The sequence below is a fragment of the Pseudoalteromonas ardens genome (assembly GCF_030125445.1).
Classification (GTDB): Bacteria; Pseudomonadota; Gammaproteobacteria; order Enterobacterales; family Alteromonadaceae; genus Pseudoalteromonas; species Pseudoalteromonas ardens.
The window spans coordinates 894,197-910,349 of sequence record NZ_JASJUV010000002.1; the positions used below are offsets into that span (position 1 = coordinate 894,197).

General features: G+C 47.1%; 18 protein-coding genes and 3 tRNA genes. 4 read left to right on the forward strand and 17 right to left on the reverse strand.

From position 1 onward, the window contains the following. Positions 1–42: 42 nt before the first annotated feature. From QNM19_RS08930 to aspS, 13 genes are all read right to left on the reverse strand, one after another. Positions 43–118, reverse strand: a tRNA-Lys gene (locus QNM19_RS08930). A gap of 35 nt (positions 119–153) precedes the next feature. Next, positions 154–229 (reverse strand) — tRNA-Lys (locus tag QNM19_RS08935). A 38-nt stretch (positions 230–267) separates the two neighbouring features. Next, positions 268–343: transfer RNA gene (locus tag QNM19_RS08940), tRNA-Lys, on the reverse strand. 158 nt (positions 344–501) lie between these two features. Then, the gene (gene ybgF, locus QNM19_RS08945; RefSeq protein WP_049866418.1) at positions 502–1,257 is read right to left on the reverse strand and encodes a tol-pal system protein YbgF; all 756 of its coding nucleotides are present in this window, start codon (positions 1,255–1,257) and stop codon (positions 502–504) included. A gap of 15 nt (positions 1,258–1,272) precedes the next feature. Further along, complete coding sequence (gene pal / locus QNM19_RS08950) at positions 1,273–1,806, reverse strand: peptidoglycan-associated lipoprotein Pal (protein ID WP_049866419.1); 534 nt, start codon at positions 1,804–1,806, stop codon at positions 1,273–1,275. 41 nt (positions 1,807–1,847) lie between these two features. Next, positions 1,848–3,206 (reverse strand): Tol-Pal system beta propeller repeat protein TolB, encoded by a 1,359-nt coding sequence (tolB, locus tag QNM19_RS08955; protein ID WP_049866420.1) that lies wholly within the window; start codon positions 3,204–3,206, stop codon positions 1,848–1,850. 9 nt (positions 3,207–3,215) lie between these two features. Then, positions 3,216–4,157: a cell envelope integrity protein TolA gene (gene tolA / locus QNM19_RS08960; RefSeq protein WP_049866421.1), complete on the reverse strand. Its 942-nt coding sequence runs from the start codon at positions 4,155–4,157 to the stop codon at positions 3,216–3,218. Beyond that, on the reverse strand, positions 4,157–4,585 hold the full coding sequence (gene tolR, locus QNM19_RS08965) for a protein TolR (RefSeq protein ID WP_010382196.1): 429 nt from the start codon (positions 4,583–4,585) through the stop codon (positions 4,157–4,159). Before tolR ends, tolA begins: the two co-directional genes overlap by 1 nt. After that, positions 4,572–5,276 (reverse strand): protein TolQ, encoded by a 705-nt coding sequence (gene tolQ, locus QNM19_RS08970; RefSeq protein ID WP_010382197.1) that lies wholly within the window; start codon positions 5,274–5,276, stop codon positions 4,572–4,574. The genes tolR and tolQ overlap by 14 nt, the downstream gene beginning before the upstream one ends. Positions 5,277–6,262: 986 nt before the next feature. Further along, positions 6,263–7,270, reverse strand: coding sequence for a Holliday junction branch migration DNA helicase RuvB (ruvB, locus tag QNM19_RS08975; protein ID WP_284026608.1), 1,008 nt, complete (start codon positions 7,268–7,270; stop codon positions 6,263–6,265). Between the two features lie 20 nt (positions 7,271–7,290). Next, complete coding sequence (gene ruvA, locus QNM19_RS08980; protein WP_010382201.1) at positions 7,291–7,908, reverse strand: Holliday junction branch migration protein RuvA; 618 nt, start codon at positions 7,906–7,908, stop codon at positions 7,291–7,293. 2 nt (positions 7,909–7,910) lie between these two features. Continuing rightward, on the reverse strand, positions 7,911–8,432 hold the full coding sequence (ruvC, locus tag QNM19_RS08985; RefSeq protein WP_010382203.1) for a crossover junction endodeoxyribonuclease RuvC: 522 nt from the start codon (positions 8,430–8,432) through the stop codon (positions 7,911–7,913). A 123-nt stretch (positions 8,433–8,555) separates the two neighbouring features. Then, entirely contained in the window at positions 8,556–10,331 is a 1,776-nt protein-coding gene (aspS, locus tag QNM19_RS08990; RefSeq protein WP_284026609.1) for an aspartate--tRNA ligase, read from the reverse strand. A 178-nt stretch (positions 10,332–10,509) separates the two neighbouring features. Here aspS and QNM19_RS08995 point away from each other — a divergent pair, with 178 nt between their 5' ends. Beyond that, complete coding sequence (locus QNM19_RS08995; protein ID WP_049866359.1) at positions 10,510–11,358, forward strand: DUF72 domain-containing protein; 849 nt, start codon at positions 10,510–10,512, stop codon at positions 11,356–11,358. A 63-nt stretch (positions 11,359–11,421) separates the two neighbouring features. Then, complete coding sequence (locus tag QNM19_RS09000; RefSeq protein ID WP_157576681.1) at positions 11,422–11,586, forward strand: hypothetical protein; 165 nt, start codon at positions 11,422–11,424, stop codon at positions 11,584–11,586. A 33-nt stretch (positions 11,587–11,619) separates the two neighbouring features. On the opposite strand, the gene QNM19_RS09005 is transcribed toward QNM19_RS09000, so the two are convergent. Next, positions 11,620–12,027 carry a GFA family protein gene (locus tag QNM19_RS09005; RefSeq protein WP_049866354.1) on the reverse strand — a complete coding sequence of 136 codons (408 nt, stop codon included), beginning with the start codon at positions 12,025–12,027 and terminating at the stop codon, positions 11,620–11,622. A 71-nt stretch (positions 12,028–12,098) separates the two neighbouring features. Between QNM19_RS09005 and QNM19_RS09010 the strand changes: the two genes are divergently transcribed. After that, positions 12,099–12,623 (forward strand): M48 metallopeptidase family protein, encoded by a 525-nt coding sequence (locus QNM19_RS09010; RefSeq protein ID WP_049866355.1) that lies wholly within the window; start codon positions 12,099–12,101, stop codon positions 12,621–12,623. A gap of 1 nt (position 12,624) precedes the next feature. Here QNM19_RS09010 and QNM19_RS09015 read toward each other — a convergent pair whose 3' ends face one another. The 3 genes from QNM19_RS09015 to QNM19_RS09025 all read right to left on the reverse strand — a co-directional run bounded on the left by QNM19_RS09015 (position 12,625) and on the right by QNM19_RS09025 (position 15,154). Next, positions 12,625–13,422, reverse strand: coding sequence for a M48 family metallopeptidase (locus QNM19_RS09015; RefSeq protein ID WP_049866356.1), 798 nt, complete (start codon positions 13,420–13,422; stop codon positions 12,625–12,627). 117 nt (positions 13,423–13,539) lie between these two features. Beyond that, complete coding sequence (grpE, locus tag QNM19_RS09020) at positions 13,540–14,151, reverse strand: nucleotide exchange factor GrpE (protein WP_010382216.1); 612 nt, start codon at positions 14,149–14,151, stop codon at positions 13,540–13,542. Between the two features lie 58 nt (positions 14,152–14,209). After that, positions 14,210–15,154 carry an HrcA family transcriptional regulator gene (locus QNM19_RS09025; RefSeq protein ID WP_284026610.1) on the reverse strand — a complete coding sequence of 315 codons (945 nt, stop codon included), beginning with the start codon at positions 15,152–15,154 and terminating at the stop codon, positions 14,210–14,212. Positions 15,155–15,246: 92 nt separating this feature from the next. Here QNM19_RS09025 and nadK point away from each other — a divergent pair, with 92 nt between their 5' ends. Further along, complete coding sequence (gene nadK / locus QNM19_RS09030; protein WP_049866358.1) at positions 15,247–16,131, forward strand: NAD(+) kinase; 885 nt, start codon at positions 15,247–15,249, stop codon at positions 16,129–16,131. The last annotated feature ends 22 nt before the right edge of the window (positions 16,132–16,153 follow it).

The following is a 16,153-nucleotide window of genomic DNA, read 5'->3' on the forward strand; positions in this document are numbered from 1 at the left end:
ATGACCCGCTCGAAGATACTTAAGTAATACACCAAATTTGAATGGTGGGTCATGATGGACTCGAACCATCGACCAATGGATTAAAAGTCCACTGCTCTACCAACTGAGCTAATGACCCGCTCGGAGTTACTTAAGTTATAGACCAAATTTGAATGGTGGGTCATGATGGACTCGAACCATCGACCAATGGATTAAAAGTCCACTGCTCTACCAACTGAGCTAATGACCCGCTCTGGTTTTACTTAAAGTAAATATAACAAATTTGAATGGTGGGTCATGATGGACTCGAACCATCGACCAATGGATTAAAAGTCCACTGCTCTACCAACTGAGCTAATGACCCACTAAATTGTTTCGCTGCAAGAAGTGTGTAACACTATCGGCTGCTGCGGGCGCTTATAATACTTATTTAAAAATCTTGTGCAACCGAAATCGCCTGTTTTTTTCAATTTTCGCGTCTAAGCGCCTAATTTTAAATCACTCTGAGAAAAATTCAGCCATTTATATTTTGCTGAGTCGTTCTGTCGCCAGTTTTGCCGCTGTGGTACTGGGGTATTCTTTGATTAAATTCTCAAACAGAGCCTTGGCTTCAGCAGATTGCCCCACTTTTTGCAGTAAGGTCCCCAGCTTTAACATCGCATCAGGTCGCTTATTTGAGTCAGCAAACTGATCAACCACTGTACGGAAGTGCACCATGGCCTGAGCATCCTGATTCTTAATAGACTGAAGCTGACCCAGCCAATAATGTGCATTCGGAATATAAACAGAATTTGGGAACTGCTTTAAGAAGCCTTCAAATTCAGGAATAGCGGCGTCGTAGCGCTTATCTTTCATGATCAAAGCAACCGCTCTGTCATAGGCTTCATTTTCAGATAAGTCCGTGCTCACAGCCTGCGCAGTCGCACTATCAGGCGTCACAACGGGTTGCAGCTGCTTGCTTTGCTCATAGACTTGGGTGACACGTGTTTCGATTTCCTGGTACAGCTCTCGTTGGCGCTGCAGTACTTTTTCGAGTTTGTAACTTTGTTCCTCTGTCACACCACGGATCTGGCTCACTTCGTCCTGAAGTTGATCAAGTTGCGTTTGCAGTTCAGCCTGGATCAAGTTGCGGTTACGCATCAGATTTTCAAGCACAGACAAACGTTGTTCAATAGTTTGGGTAGCACCAGCAGCATCAGATACAGCAGCGGGAGCTGCCCACAATTGGGAGCTCCCGCTGACTAAGATGATGGCTGCCAAAATAGTATTCGGCTTCATAGCATCTCTTTACAATTAGTATACCAGTACCGCGCGGCGGTTCTTAGCAAAAGCTTCTTCGTTGCGCGCTTTATCCATCGGCTTCTCTTCACCGTAGCTCACAACAGAAATTTGGCTGTCAGATACACCCAAGCTCTGTAAGTACTTAGCAACGGCTTTACCACGGCTTTCGCCCAGTGCGATGTTGTACTCAGGTGTACCACGCTCATCGGCATGACCTTCAATCAGTACTTTTACACTTGGGTTTTTAACCAGGAAATCAGCGTGTGCTTGTAGCAGCTCTACAAATTCGCTGCGTACAGTAGACCGGTCAAAGTCGAAGTATACGATCTGCTCTTGACGCAACGCTTCATACTTTTCTTTCAGTAGCTCTTCTGCTGATTTTTGGCGTGTTGCTGTGTTCACATCAACGTTGCTGCCATTGTTTGCAGAAGCTGCATTTGTTTCGCTGCCAGCGCCTTCACCAACATCTGACGACGAGCTACATGCAGCCAGCGTCATCACAGGCAACGCGACCAAAAGGGCCTTGAGAGTTTTGTTAAGTTGCATCGAGTATATTCCTATATCTTTTATAAGTCTTACCAGCAAAATTACTGTAAAAATGGCGACCAAGCTGGTGCCTTAACCTGTCCGTCTAATACCGGCAGGCGAGCCTTAAAGCGGCCATCCATCGACACCAACGCCAGTACCTGCTTATTATTATGCAAGGTACTATAAATAATCATAGAGCCGTTCGGCGCAATACTCGGTGATTCATCGAGTCTGGTGCGCGTTAATACCTGAAACAGCCCAGAGTCCAATTCTTTCTTGGCAATATGGTAACGGCCTAATGTACGATTTACCATTACCAGTTGTTTACCATCTGGCGTGATTGACCCGGCTAAGTTCATGTCGCCGTCAAAAGTGACACGCCGTGATCTTCCTGTATCTAAATTTAACTTATATATCTGGGCATTACCACCCCTTTCAGATGTATAGACTATTTCTTTGCCATTTGGGTGCCAGGTTGGCTCAGTATCTATACTACGGTGCTTTGTCAGACGTCTTTCTTTACGCGTTTCAAGATCAATCAAATAGACTTCTGTTGCGCCGCCTTTATCTTTTGACAACACGATCAACATTTGTGTGCCGTCAGGAGAAAATTGCGGTGCACCATTAATCCCGGAATAACTGGTTAAGATCTCACGCTTACCCGTATAGATATCCTGAATATAAATTTGTGACTGACGATTCTCAAACGTGACATACGCCAGTTTGTTACCATCCGGTGACCAGGCCGGCGACATCAAAGGCTCTTTAGAGCGCAACAGCACCTGTTCATTGTAGCCGTCATAATCTGCTACAACCAGCTGATAAGGTTTATCCTGCTCTTCACGAACAATGACATAGGCAATTTTAGTACGAAATGCGCCTTTTTCACCCGTCAGAGATTCGTAAACAACGTCGCTGATCTGGTGCGCGTAATAGCGAAAACTCTGCGCATCAATAACACTCTGGCGCGCCTCCAGGATATGATCCTGGCTTTTCATCAATTTGCCGTTGGTCATCATGCGCGTTTCCCCACCGGTGATTTGAGCACGGATCACATCGATCAGCTCATATTTCACCAGAAAACGATTCGCAGGCTGTTGAGTAATGGTGCCCACAACAACGGCTTCGACGCCTAGTTCAACCCAGGCGTCGTAATCTACCTCTTCATCCGTTGTTGGTAGCTGAGGCATTTGCTCCTCTGCCACCGGCTTAAACTTACCACTGCGGATCAAATCCGCTGCAATCACTGAACTCAGCTCAGCAGGTGCTTCGCCATTGCCAATGTATTTAAACGGAGCTATCGCAATCGGTCGGGCACTGTCAACCCCTTCTGTAATTACGATCTCCAGTGCTGCGTAGGCGACCCCCTGCGCAGCGAAAGCCAGAACCAAGAGTAAATTTCTTAAATGGTTGTACATGGTCTTCCTTTATAGAGTTGGTTTAATCGTCAGGTTAATATTCTTAAGCTGTTCGAAAACATCTTTATTTTCAGAAACAGGTAACGTATCCGCCATTCGCACTGCTCGTAAAGCCGCTTCACACACCAGTTTGTCACCACCGAGTGACTCTGCTTGTGTCACCAGGCCATTGAAGCCCAGGCGAATATTCAGACGACACTGCTTACCCTTCATTTTCTCATCAATCAGCAGGTTGGATTGGATCCGCTGCATGATCAGTGCTTTGTACTTGTCGACTTCCGTCAGGATCTGTTGCTGGCGGACCTTGGCTCTGGCGGCTTGTTCCTGCGCCAATTGCTCCTGAAGCAGTTGCTCTTGCAAAGCTTTTTGGCGCGCTTCTTCAGCAGCCTGAGCCTTACGTTTAGCTTCTTCTTCTTGTTGCTTGCGCTTGGCTTCCGCCTGTCTCAACCTGTCTTCCTCAGCTTTACGCTTTTCGGCAGCGGCTTTAGCGGCCTGCTCAGCGGCATGGGCTTCCTGGCGGGCTTTTTCAGCCTGCTGACGCTCTTTGTTTTGAATTTCCTGGGCACGTTTCGCCTGCGCTTCTGCCTTACGCTTTTCTTCAAGCTTAGCCAGACGCTGTTGCTCTAGCTTTTTGATCCGACGGGCTTCGGCTTCACGGTCTTTACGTGCCTGAACAGCACGACGCTCTAAATCACGGATCCGTTTCTCTTCGGCTCGTTTTTGTTGCGCTTCTTTTTCACGAAGCTGAGCAATCTTCTTTTCTACAGCCTGCTGGTCAACCGATATCGCTGACACGGCTTTGACTTCTTCAATTTCATTAACGGCCGGATTAAGCTGAACTTCCATCACACTCGGGCTGGAAAATTGGAAATTAGCCGTTGCAAACAATAACCCGGCTATCGCGAAATGAAGTAAAAATGACTTAAATATGCCGCTGGTTAAAGCATCCATTAACTGTCCTCAAACGATTTAGTCATTAGCCCAACAGACGGCACACCGGCATTTTTCAAAAAGTCCATGAGTAACAGAACTTCCTGATATGACACATGCCCTGAGCCTTTAATCATCACCGGGGTCTCCGGATTTTGCTGTAACTTCAGCTTAATAATGGCTGCCACTTCGACGGCATCCATTGGTGCTTCCGGATCGGTTCCTACAGAGACGTAGTAACGGCCCTCAGCATCGATACTGGCGATAATGGGTGGCGCGTCTTTGGTGTCTACCAGATCAGACTCCTCCATCTGCGGTAAGTCCACTTTAACACCATGCGTGATCAGCGGCGCCGTTGCCATAAAGATGATTAACAGCACCAGCATAACATCAATGTATGGCACCACATTGATCTCTGCGACTGGGCGACGTCTCTTATGCTGATACATTTTGCTTAGCCTCAGTTAAGCTGGCAGCCTGGCGATGCAGAATATTGGCAAACTCTTCCATGAAGTTGATGTAGTTTGACTCCAGCTTTTCTACATTCTTTGCAAAGCGGTTATATGCCATGACCGCCGGAATAGCCGCAAACAGGCCCATGGCCGTCGCAATCAAGGCTTCAGCAATACCAGGCGCAACCATTTGCAACGTTGCCTGCTTTACTTCACCCAGCGCAATAAATGCATTCATGATCCCCCAAACAGTACCGAATAGGCCGATGTAAGGGCTGATAGAGCCAACCGTTGCCAAAAATGATAATCCGGACTCAACTTTCTCAACTTCGCGTGACAGAGCTACGCGCATAGAGCGATGTGTCCCTTCTATGATCATGCTCGCCGATCCTGTGTTTTGTTTTTTGTGGCGTGCAAATTCTTTAAATCCGGATACAAACAGCGCTTCTAAGCCACTTGAGCTACCCGCTCTGGCCGTAATTTCATTATATAACTTGCCCAAATCCATTCCCGACCAGAACTTTTGTTCAAATTTTTTCGCATCTGCCAGAGACTGCGCCAGTATGCTGCGGCGCTGAAAAATAATGGCCCATGAAGCAACCGACATGCCGACCAGTGTCAACATTACAAGTTGCACGAGGATACTGGCTTCTAAAATGAGATCTACGAAATTAAGTCCCGATTCCACGTTGTTATACTCCTAGAAAATAATTGTGTTCTCGGCCAAGGCAGCCGTCACCGTATTGACTGTAAGCCAGCAAAAAGGTTCAGGTAGTTTAACCACACTAATAAGGGCTTACAATCTCAATGCCGTAAAATCCACTTAAATGCCGATAATTCGCACATTCAGCCCCTTGACTCTATATTTTGGCCCGATTGACGGACCTCCACCCAGCACCGGAGCAAATATAGCTCACACAAAACCCCACCTTCATTACACACGGTTAGCAATAAAAACAGCCCATAAAAAAGTAAACTTGATCCTTATTTGCAAAGCCTAGCGCGTGTTTGTGACAGAAAATTAATGTGGTCGGAACAGTACAGCATTGAGCGTGTTTATTTATTTATGCAACCTGCATAAAAGTAAAGTTTTATTCACTATCTCCGAATAAACCCTCAAAAACCGATTGGTAATACCAATTAACAACAAATAATCTAATATTCACAAATTGAGTATAATAAATACAAAACCTTATTTTACAAAAGCTTACAAAACACCATCAGTTTATGTTTTATTCAATAAGGGACTGAAGAAACTCATCGCATTAGTTTTTTTTATAGCAAAACTGCAATTTTTCTAGTTTGATAAAATCCCTCAGTCGCCTTATTATACTCCCCGTACTGAGCGAGCAGCATCTCTCAATGCAAATGCACAGTTACTTAGGCCGCAGAAGTCTGATTTATTCTGCAGTCATGATGAGGAAATTTTGGATAACACCTTAATGTACTCATCTGTTCCCTGGATTACTTCCTTCAACTTGTTGTTTTCGCCCGCACACTGTGCGGGCTTTTTTTTGTCCGCAGTTTACAAACACATCAGAATCTTGATCCGCTTAAAATAAATGAAGCAAAATGAGCATGAAATGAATACAAGTGTGCAGAGATAGGAGTGTAAGACCCAGGAAGCGCATTGCGCGCTGCCTGGCAAGGTCGTCTGAGAATTAAGAGTATGTGTTAGTCGTCTGGTTTCGCTAAATCGAAATGCAGATAAGCCCTGTCTGATACGATCCGTCCTCTGGGCGTACGCTGAATAAAGCCCTGCTGGATCAGGTAAGGTTCTATCACATCTTCTATGGTTTCACGCTCTTCACCTATGGCCGCTGCCAGATTATCCAAACCCACAGGACCCCCCATGAATTTTTCAATAATTGCAAGTAAGTACTTACGATCCATGTAATCAAAACCACATTTATCGACGTCAACCATGTCCAGCGCCTGACTCGCAATCAGCTCGTCTACGCTGCCGTCTCCTTTAACCTGGGCGAAATCCCGAACCCGTCGCAACAAGCGATTAGCAATACGCGGGGTGCCTCGGGCACGTTTCGCCACTTCAACCGCACCCGCGTCACTGATTTCAAGATTAAGAAAATGCGCAGAGCGCGACACAATCGATGCCAGCTCAGCCACAGAGTAAAACTCAAGACGTTGCACAATACCGAAACGATCTCTCAGAGGGGAAGTCAGAGATCCCGCGCGGGTCGTAGCCCCCACCAAAGTAAACGGTGGCAAGTCCAGTTTAATCGACCGCGCGGCGGGCCCTTCACCAATCATAATGTCGAGCTGATAATCTTCCATTGCAGGGTATAGGATCTCTTCAACCTGAGGACTCAAACGATGTATTTCATCAATAAACAACACATCCCCTTGCTCCAGATTAGTCAGCATTGCAGCAAGGTCGCCGGCTTTTTCAAGCACCGGCCCTGAGGTGGTTTTAATATTCACACCCAGCTCATTCGCCACAATATTTGCCAAGGTCGTTTTACCTAAGCCCGGCGGGCCAAATATCAGCAAGTGATCGAGTGCTTCCTCACGACTGCGCGCTGCTTCAATGAAGATTTCCATTTGCTGCTTTACATGCTGCTGACCGGTATAGTCCGCCAACAACTTAGGTCGTATTGCTCTGTCTACGGCCTCTTCACTGCCCTGCACTTCTGGCTCAATGAGTCTGTCTGCTTCAATCATAATTATTTAATCAGCCTTTCTTACATCATAGATCTCAGGGCTTCTTTGATCAGCCCTTCGGTATCCATGCCTGGTTTACTCACCGCTTTCAGTGCTTTTTGTGCTTGTGCGGGTTTATAGCCAAGTGCTAACAATGCTGCCAACGCATCATCTTCAGGCGTATTTGCCACAGTAGGATCTTCCTGAGGCGCTAAAATAGCGTTATCGCTGAATGGAGTCAGCAAATCATGACCAAAGTTCTTCAGCTTGTCTTTCATCTCAAGCACCAGCCGCTCAGCGGTTTTCTTGCCTACACCCGGGATTTTCACCAAAGTAGACGCGTCGCCCTGATTAACACACTGTACAAACTGCTCCGCCGACATACCGGATAAAATCGCCAGTGCCAGCTTAGGGCCAACACCATTGGCCTTGATCAACTCGCGAAATAACGCCCGCTCAGTTTTGTGGTTAAAGCCAAACAGTAATTGTGCATCTTCGCGCACCACAAAATGAGTATAGATGGTTGCTTCATTACCCGCCTGAGGTAACTCATAAAAGCACGTCATCGGCATTTGCACTTCATAGCCGATGCCACTTACGTCTAACAGGATCTCTGGTGGCTGTTTTTCTACCAGAATACCTTTGAGTCTGCCTATCATAATTACCTCAATCTTCCTCGTACGGTTTTTTTCGCATTACCTGCCAGCTTGATCAGATTTTGCTCTGAATGTGCATGACAAATTGCAATGGCCAGCGCATCAGCGGCATCGGCCTGGGGAGTACCCGGGAGTTTTAATAGTCGTTTCACCATTTCCTGAACCTGAGACTTATTCGCTCCGCCGGTGCCAACAACGGCTTGTTTGACCTGCCGGGCTGAATATTCAAATACCTCAATCTCATTCATCGTGGCCGCGACAATGGCTGCACCACGTGCCTGACCGAGCTTTAAAGCGGAATCAGGGTTATGTGCCATAAAGACTTGCTCAATCGCAAACCCCTGCGGGTTAAACTGTTCGATAATCTGGCTTACGCCCTGATAAATCATCTGTAGTCGTTGTGGAAATGGCTTATCACCAAGTCGAATACAACCGCTGCCCAGATATTGAAACTGACTGCCTTGACGCTTAACTACGCCGTATCCGGTCAGCCTGGAGCCTGGATCTATGCCTAAAATTACTGCCAAGGCGCATACTCTCGTTGTTTTTTCGCTATCATGCCAAAATACTGTATGGATTTCCAGTTATGTATAACTTGCAGAATAAAAAAAAGCGGCATAATCGCCGCTCTTTCATTCTATTCGCTGTAATTATTCAGCATCTTTTTGCTGCGCAGTTACTGTTACCGCGAGCTCTTTCAGTGCATCCGGGTTTGCAACGCTAGGTGCATTGGTCATCAGACACGATGCCTGAGTCGTTTTCGGGAACGCAATCACATCACGGATGTTGTCTGTACCACACAGCAGCATGACCAGACGATCCAGACCAAATGCCAGACCCGCATGAGGGGGAGTACCGTACTTCAGTGCATCCAGCAGGAAGCCGAATTTGTCTTGCTGCTCTTGTTCATCAATACCCAGGATACGGAAAGCCGCTTGCTGCATATCGTTGTTGTGGATCCGCACAGAACCCCCGCCGACTTCGTATCCGTTCAATACCATGTCGTAGGCATCTGAGATTGCACCAGCCGGATTGGCTTCCAGCTCTGCCGCTGAAATATCTTTAGGTGCTGTGAACGGGTGATGTACTGCGTGCAGGTTACCTTCGTCATCTTCCTCAAACATTGGGAAATCAACAACCCACAGCGGTGCCCACTGGTTCAGGTTTGTCAGCTCAAGGTCCAGGCCCACTTTCAGACGCAGTGCACCCATAGCTTCGTTAACAACATTACGCTTATCAGCACCAAACAGGATAATGTCGCCAGTCTGTGCATTTGTGCGTGCCAGGATCCCTTTGATCACTTCTTCATTCAGGAACTTGGCAATCGGCGACTGAATGCCTTCAAGGCCAGCGTCCAGATCGTTCACCTTCATCCATGCCAGGCCTTTGGCCCCATAGATACCAACAAACTTTGTATACTCATCAATTTGCTTACGAGACAATGACGCACCGCCTGGTACAGTCAACACAGCGACACGGCCTTTCTCGTCATTTGCAGGGCCAGCAAGTACTTTAAACTCAACGCCCTTAACCAGATCAGCAACGTCAATCAGCTCCAACGGGTTACGCAAGTCAGGCTTATCTGAACCATATCGACGCATTGCTTCTTCGTAGCTCATTACCGGGAACTGACCCAGATCAACCTCAAGCAGTTCCTGCCACATTTCGCGGATCAAGCGCTCTGTGATATCACGTACCTGATCAGATGTCATAAACGACGTCTCTAAATCGATTTGAGTGAATTCAGGCTGACGATCCGCACGTAAATCTTCGTCACGGAAACATTTCACGATTTGATAGTAACGATCAAAGCCAGACATCATCAGCAACTGTTTAAACAGCTGAGGCGACTGTGGCAATGCATAGAAGCTCCCTTTGTGTACACGGCTTGGTACCAGATAATCACGCGCACCTTCAGGGGTTGCTTTAGTCAGTACCGGCGTTTCAATGTCCAGGAAGTCATTGCTATCGAGGAAGCGACGCACGAAGCTCGATGCTTTAGCGCGTAGTTTAATGCGGTCGCTCATTTCAAGACGACGCAGGTCAAGGTAGCGATAGGTCAGACGACGCTCTTCTGAGTTTTCCTGGTTAAAGTCCAGCGGTAGTGGCTCAGCGCGGTTAATAATTGTCAGACCAGTACCGAGGATCTCTACTTCACCGGTTGCCATATCCTGATTAATTTGGCTCTCAGGACGCGCACGAACTGTACCTGTCACTTTAACACAGAACTCTTGGCGCAATGTGTTAGCAACATCCATCAGGCCATCTACTTCTGGATCAAACACAACCTGGACCAAACCTTCGCGATCTCGCAGATCAATGAAGATCAGGCCACCCAGATCGCGACGTTTGTTGATCCAGCCACATAGCTCCACTTCCTGACCTACATGGTCCTTGTTTAATTTTCCGCAGTATATTGAGCGCATAATAATCCTATTTGCCTACTTACTCTAAAGGGCATAATGAATGATAAATTTAATCGCCAATTATATAAAATTGCCACGCTTTGTCATCCCACAAAGGCCGGATTCTTTCGCTGTTGCGATTTTTTCTCCATCCGGACTTTGCTAGACTCCAACGCAAAGCAATATGGGAGCGAATGAGATGCTGTATTTGGGGTGCCCTCAGTGGAGCGCAGCGCATTGGAAAGGCCGTTTTTTTACGAGTGACTGTAAAACCGCAGATATGTTGCGCGAGTATGCACAAATCTTTAATAGTGTAGAGGGTAATACCAGCTTTTATGCCAGTCCTAAGCCAGACACGATCACGACCTGGTCAAACGCCGTACCCGACACCTTTCGCTTTACCTTTAAAATCCCGAAACACATTTCTCACGAGCTGGCGTTGAGCCAGTGCCAGCAAGAACTCAAGCAGTGGCTCGATTTATTCTCGCCACTCTTTCCACGCCTTGGCATGGTGATGTTGCAACTCCCCGCCAGTTGCAGCCCCGAGTACTTAACCCGAATTGCAGATTTCATAGCACAAATACCAAAGGAGCTGACACTGGGTATTGAAGTCAGACATCGGGATTTTTTTGCCAAGGGGGACGCAGAAAAACGCTTTAACCAGCTCTTAATGCATACCGGGGTGAATCGTATTATCATGGACACGCGGCCGTTGTTTAGTGAGCCCCCCGCGACCCCCGCCATCCTGGATGCTCAGCAAAAGAAGCCCCGGGTCCCCGTAAATGTCATCGCTACTGCTCAGGCACCGATGCTGCGCTTTGTTGGTTGTTCAGATTTAGCTGCAAACCGCACATTTTATGCACCCTGGCTTAACAAAATTCGTGGCTGGTTAAATGAAGGCCGCACCCCTTATGTGTTTTTTCACACTGCCGACAACCATGATGCCCCGTTGCTGGCCAGGCAGTTTATTCAGGATTTGGGGATACCGCATCAAGTGTTAGATCCCTTTCCTGCTGAGCGTCAGCCCCAACAACAGACGTTAATTTAACCACTTGACAGTGAATGGATTTTGCTGGATGTTAAAGAGGCAAACAACAATAAGGAAAATACTATGCAATTAAAACTCAATAAAAAACCAGTTAAACAACTCTCTGATGACCAGTCGGCATTACCAGCAAAAGCAACGCGTGCGGTTGGCGGTGCAGGAAGAGCGGCACTGCAAAAAACAGGTGGCAACTCACGTGCATCTGATTGCTGTACAATGACAGACAACTAAGCTGTCAATAGCAGGGCATGCTGGCCCTGCTCATCATTCCCGGCCCGGCTCTTTAGCCTCATAGCGAGGTAAGCTGGCATCTAACTCTTCCCAGTTTGCTTTCGACGTCACATAATTATGCGACATAGGCCGCTCCGAAATATCAGAATCCAGGATCCCCAGCCGCAACCTGAGCTTGTCCGGGTTGTCTTCATTAGAACTGAATAGAGGTGATGCGCAAACGCCACAAAAATGTCGTAACCTGCCAGGTTTGAAGGCATAGTGACGAATATGTGTTTCTCCGGCAACGATCTGCAAATCGTCCCGATTGACAAACCCATTTGTGGCATAAGCTGTGCCTGAAGATTTACGACACAAGGAACAGTGACAATGGATGATACTCGAAATGGGCCCGTTTAACCCCAGTTTAACCGCACCACATAAACAACTGGCTTGATACATTTATTATTATTCCTGTTATGATCACAAGCTAACTAGCTTAAAATGTTTGTTTCCTATTTACTACCGCCATTATGAACTATTTGCAGTACTTTCAGCACTATCCATCCAGCTTGCAAGCACAGATCGAAGCCTTGCTGGAGCCCAGTAAACTCGCCAACTACTTTAAAAATAAATATCCGCAAGGCCATCAGCTGCAACATACGCAGGCACTTTACGATTACTGTCATGTTTACAAAAATAAATACCTGAAAAACGTGCCTCGTCTTCATAAAGTCCACTATGCAAAAGGCCGGGATCTGATGACGGGGACGCTGGGCCATCACAGCCAGACACGTAAACAACACGGCGGAAAAGTCAAAACGCGCTATGAAATTGTACTTTCTCAATTGGTGAAACATGCTCCGGAGGCAGTATTAAGAGCACTGGTTGTTCACGAACTTGCGCATTTTAAAGAATTGGATCATAACAAAGCGTTTTATCAGCTTTGTTGTCATATGGAACCGGATTACCATCAACTAGAGCTGGATCTCAGACTGTTTATTGTGCTCGACAAACTGGGCAGTAACTTTTATCAAAGCCCCGCCCAACAACTTTAGTTTACCGGCAAGATGGGTTACGCCCCTGTCGCTTAGCATCAGCAGCCAGTGTGTTTGCCTGTGTCATTTTGCTTTGTAGCATAGCTATCCTGTTTTGCGGCGATGGGTGCGTGGATAAAAATTCCATCGGGCGCTCTCCTCCGGCTTTTTCCATGTTTTGCCACAGCTCCACGGCACCCTCTGGCTTAAACCCGGCTTTTGCCATCAGATCAAGCCCAATGACATCCGCTTCACTTTCATGAGTGCGACTAAATGGTAGCGCTATCCCATATTGTGCACCTAACCCAAGGCCCTGCATGATGGCATTTCGATACTGCACATTGCCCATTTCAAGCGCCGCATTACCAGCCTGTAGCCCTAGCTGTAACAGGTTGTTCTGAGATACCCGCTCATTGGCATGCTGGGCAATCACATGGCCGACTTCATGGCCCATCACCGCAGCGAGCTGATGTTGATTTTTAGCTACCTTCAACAGTCCGGTATGAACCCCTATCTTACCGCCTGGCAGGGCAAATGCATTCGCACTGGATTCTTTAAAGACTACCACTTCCCATTGCTGTTGGGTGTATTGCGCTGGTAACTGTGCGATCAGTGCATCTGCAATGCACTTCACATAGCGATTTGTACTGACATCGCGCTCTATGGTCTGCTCTTGCTTCATTTGCTCAAAGCTCGCCACCCCCATTTTATCCATCTGCTGCTCTGAATACAGGGCTATCTGGGTACGCCCGGTCGGGGACGTTTTGCAACCAGCCAATGCTAACGCTATGGCCGTTGCAGCTATGATTTTTTTATTCATCGGGTCATGCCTGCTAAAACATACTAATAATTAGTGTAAAAGGAGCCTGTGGGCTATGCAAATCAGATCAAAAAAGCCCGCACTAATGCGGGCTTCATAACTTTATGTTTCTGTCGCTCAGTCAGCCGCTTTTGAAACCATCACCATGGCTGGGCGAAGCAAACGACCATTTAACGTGTAGCCTTTTTGCATCACAGCTAATACTGTGTTCGGCGACACGTCATTGCTAGGCTGAATTGACATTGCCTGATGCAGTTCAGGGTTGAACGCTTCCCCTTGCGGGCTTACCGCTTCAACACCAAACTTAGCCAGTGCATCGTTAAATGACTTTAACGTCATTTCGATGCCTTCTAAAATTGACTTAGTCGCTTCGTTTTCTTTGTCAGCAAACTCAATGGCGCGCTCTAAGTTGTCAACCACAGGTAGCAACTCATTTGAAAACTTTTCCAAAGCAAACTTCTGTGCTTTTTCTACATCCTGTGCGGCACGGCGACGGACATTTTCAGAATCTGCAGCGGCACGTACCACGCTGTCTTTCTGACCTTCAATGGTTTGTTTCGCCGCTTCCAGCTCTGCATACAGACCTGCAATCTCTTCTTCTGGGCTCAACTCAGCTTGCTCAGTTTGTGCACTCTCTTGCGCTGGTTCTGCTTGCTCAGCCGTATTTTCCTGTACGTCTTCTTGCACTAACTCTTGTTCCTGCTCTTGGGCTTTTGTCTGCTCAGACATGAAAAATTCTCTCCGATTCTTTACAACTGCCGTAATTATGGGGATTCAAATTCGTTATTCAAGCTTCTTTTTTGGGGATTTGCGTAAATTCACCGATAATTGCTTCAATTGGTGCATCGGCCGGGCAAATCAAACAAAAACGACTCTGATATTCGCTGGCCGTAAAATAAGGCACGCTCAGAACAACAAACCGTTCTAAATTCAAATAGCTAAGTTCGCTACCAAGTAACACGGACAGACCGTTTTTGAATGCCAGATGATCTTCCACCTGATGCAAAAAGCTCACACCCAGATTCAGTTCATTGTTCCCTTCCAGGCGGTTATACAGATACCGTTCTCCAACCACAATGCTGTTATCGGTGCCCAGCTGCAAACTTAACTCACGGCTCCATTGCATCAAAGAGCCTCGGCAGTCGGCCATCGCACTTTTGGCCATCGCCCGCATTCTGTGTAGCCCTTCTTTAAGTGTTTGCTGGCTAAATACGGTATTCATCCAGGCCGCAAACTGATAGCGCACCTGATCGGAATTCGACTCCGGTTTATTGATCAAAATATTGTTGGACTGGCCTGTGCGGTCAATCAGCAATACCAACCAGTGCTTACGGTCAAAATCTAATACCTCAACCCGAAAGATGGTCTGTTCACTCACCTGAGGTAAGCCAACAATACAACACACTTGGTATTTCTGACTTAACGTATGGGCAAAGCCTGTTAATTGTTCGCGTTCAGGCTCCCAATAAGACGCAATGTCCTCAAGCCCGAAATACTCTTGTAGCCAGTACTTGATCCCCAAATCGGAAGGAACTCGCCCTGCCGATGTATGGGGGGAAAAAAGCAACCCCTGATTTTCAAGGCGAGCCATGGCGTTGCGCACTGTCGCAGAGCACACCGCCATACCTTTTAGTTTTGCTATCTTACTCGATGCCACAGGGTGGCCGTCACCATTACAGTAGAGGCTCATTACGGCAGAGAAGACTTGTTTATCACGTGCACTAAGTTTCATAACATTATAAATAAGGCTAAATTTGCGAGTTTCAAGCAAATTCATTTTAAGATAATCTTGGCAACAGATATTTTGCCAAGGAAACTCACTGAATGAGCACACCATTTAAAACCATCGGCCTGATTGGAAAACCCAACCATGATGGCGCTGCCCTGACATTACAACGCCTGTATACTTTTTTGCAAGCACTTGGCTATGAAGTTTTTGTGGAGCAACGCGTAGGCAGACAGATAGCAGATTTACCCGACTCACATATACTCGATGTGGTTGCGCTGGGCGAACGCTGCGACCTGGCTGTGGTTGTGGGTGGAGACGGTAATATGCTTGGGGCTGCCCGGGTACTGGCCAGATTTGATGTGGCTGTGATAGGCGTAAACCGAGGCAATTTAGGATTCTTAACCGACCTTGATCCGGATGATTTTGAAGCCGAGCTGGAGCAGGTGCTGAGTGGCAAGTTTGTTGAGGAACAGCGCTTTTTATTGGAAGTTGAAGTATTTCGCCATGCCGAATTAAAAAGTGCCAACCTGGCCGTTAATGAAGCAGTGTTGCACGCCGATAAAGTGGCCCACATGATCGAATTCGAAGCCTTTATTGACGAACAGTTTGTGTTTTCTCAGCGCTCCGATGGCCTGATAGTGACCACACCAACAGGCTCTACTGCCTACTCGTTGTCGGGCGGCGGCCCTATTTTAACTCCAGAACTGAATGCCATGGCACTCGTGCCTATGTTTCCGCATACCTTGTCAAGCAGACCACTCGTTGTCGATGCCAGTAAGCAGGTCAAACTCAAACTGAGTCCGGAGAATACTGCAAGCTTACAGGTCAGTTGCGACAGCCATGTGGTACTCGCGCTGCTCCCCGGAGATGAAGTGGTCGTAAAAAAAGCAGAGAAAAAGCTTCGTTTAATTCATCCTGACAGTTATTCCTACTACAATGTTCTGAGACAGAAATTAAATTGGGGCAGCAGGCTTTACTAAGCGCTGGAAGTTCAGCAGAATA

What these genes read in the sequence shown, in the direction of transcription:
- grpE (WP_010382216.1), bottom strand. Translation starts at nt 14,151, where the DNA reads ATGTCTGAGCAGACAAAAGCCCAAGAGCAGGAACAAGAGTTAGTGCAA.
- QNM19_RS09015 (WP_049866356.1), bottom strand. Translation starts at nt 13,422, where the DNA reads ATGAATAAAAAAATCATAGCTGCAACGGCCATAGCGTTAGCATTGGCT.
- nadK (WP_049866358.1), top strand. Translation starts at nt 15,247, where the DNA reads ATGAGCACACCATTTAAAACCATCGGCCTGATTGGAAAACCCAACCAT.
- tolR (WP_010382196.1), bottom strand. Translation starts at nt 4,585, where the DNA reads ATGTATCAGCATAAGAGACGTCGCCCAGTCGCAGAGATCAATGTGGTG.
- QNM19_RS08995 (WP_049866359.1), top strand. Translation starts at nt 10,510, where the DNA reads ATGCTGTATTTGGGGTGCCCTCAGTGGAGCGCAGCGCATTGGAAAGGC.
- QNM19_RS09025 (WP_284026610.1), bottom strand. Translation starts at nt 15,154, where the DNA reads ATGAAACTTAGTGCACGTGATAAACAAGTCTTCTCTGCCGTAATGAGC.
- aspS (WP_284026609.1), bottom strand. Translation starts at nt 10,331, where the DNA reads ATGCGCTCAATATACTGCGGAAAATTAAACAAGGACCATGTAGGTCAG.
- ybgF (WP_049866418.1), bottom strand. Translation starts at nt 1,257, where the DNA reads ATGAAGCCGAATACTATTTTGGCAGCCATCATCTTAGTCAGCGGGAGC.
- pal (WP_049866419.1), bottom strand. Translation starts at nt 1,806, where the DNA reads ATGCAACTTAACAAAACTCTCAAGGCCCTTTTGGTCGCGTTGCCTGTG.
- QNM19_RS09000 (WP_157576681.1), top strand. Translation starts at nt 11,422, where the DNA reads ATGCAATTAAAACTCAATAAAAAACCAGTTAAACAACTCTCTGATGAC.
- tolA (WP_049866421.1), bottom strand. Translation starts at nt 4,157, where the DNA reads ATGGATGCTTTAACCAGCGGCATATTTAAGTCATTTTTACTTCATTTC.
- tolB (WP_049866420.1), bottom strand. Translation starts at nt 3,206, where the DNA reads ATGTACAACCATTTAAGAAATTTACTCTTGGTTCTGGCTTTCGCTGCG.
- QNM19_RS09010 (WP_049866355.1), top strand. Translation starts at nt 12,099, where the DNA reads ATGAACTATTTGCAGTACTTTCAGCACTATCCATCCAGCTTGCAAGCA.
- ruvB (WP_284026608.1), bottom strand. Translation starts at nt 7,270, where the DNA reads ATGATTGAAGCAGACAGACTCATTGAGCCAGAAGTGCAGGGCAGTGAA.
- ruvA (WP_010382201.1), bottom strand. Translation starts at nt 7,908, where the DNA reads ATGATAGGCAGACTCAAAGGTATTCTGGTAGAAAAACAGCCACCAGAG.
- QNM19_RS09005 (WP_049866354.1), bottom strand. Translation starts at nt 12,027, where the DNA reads ATGTATCAAGCCAGTTGTTTATGTGGTGCGGTTAAACTGGGGTTAAAC.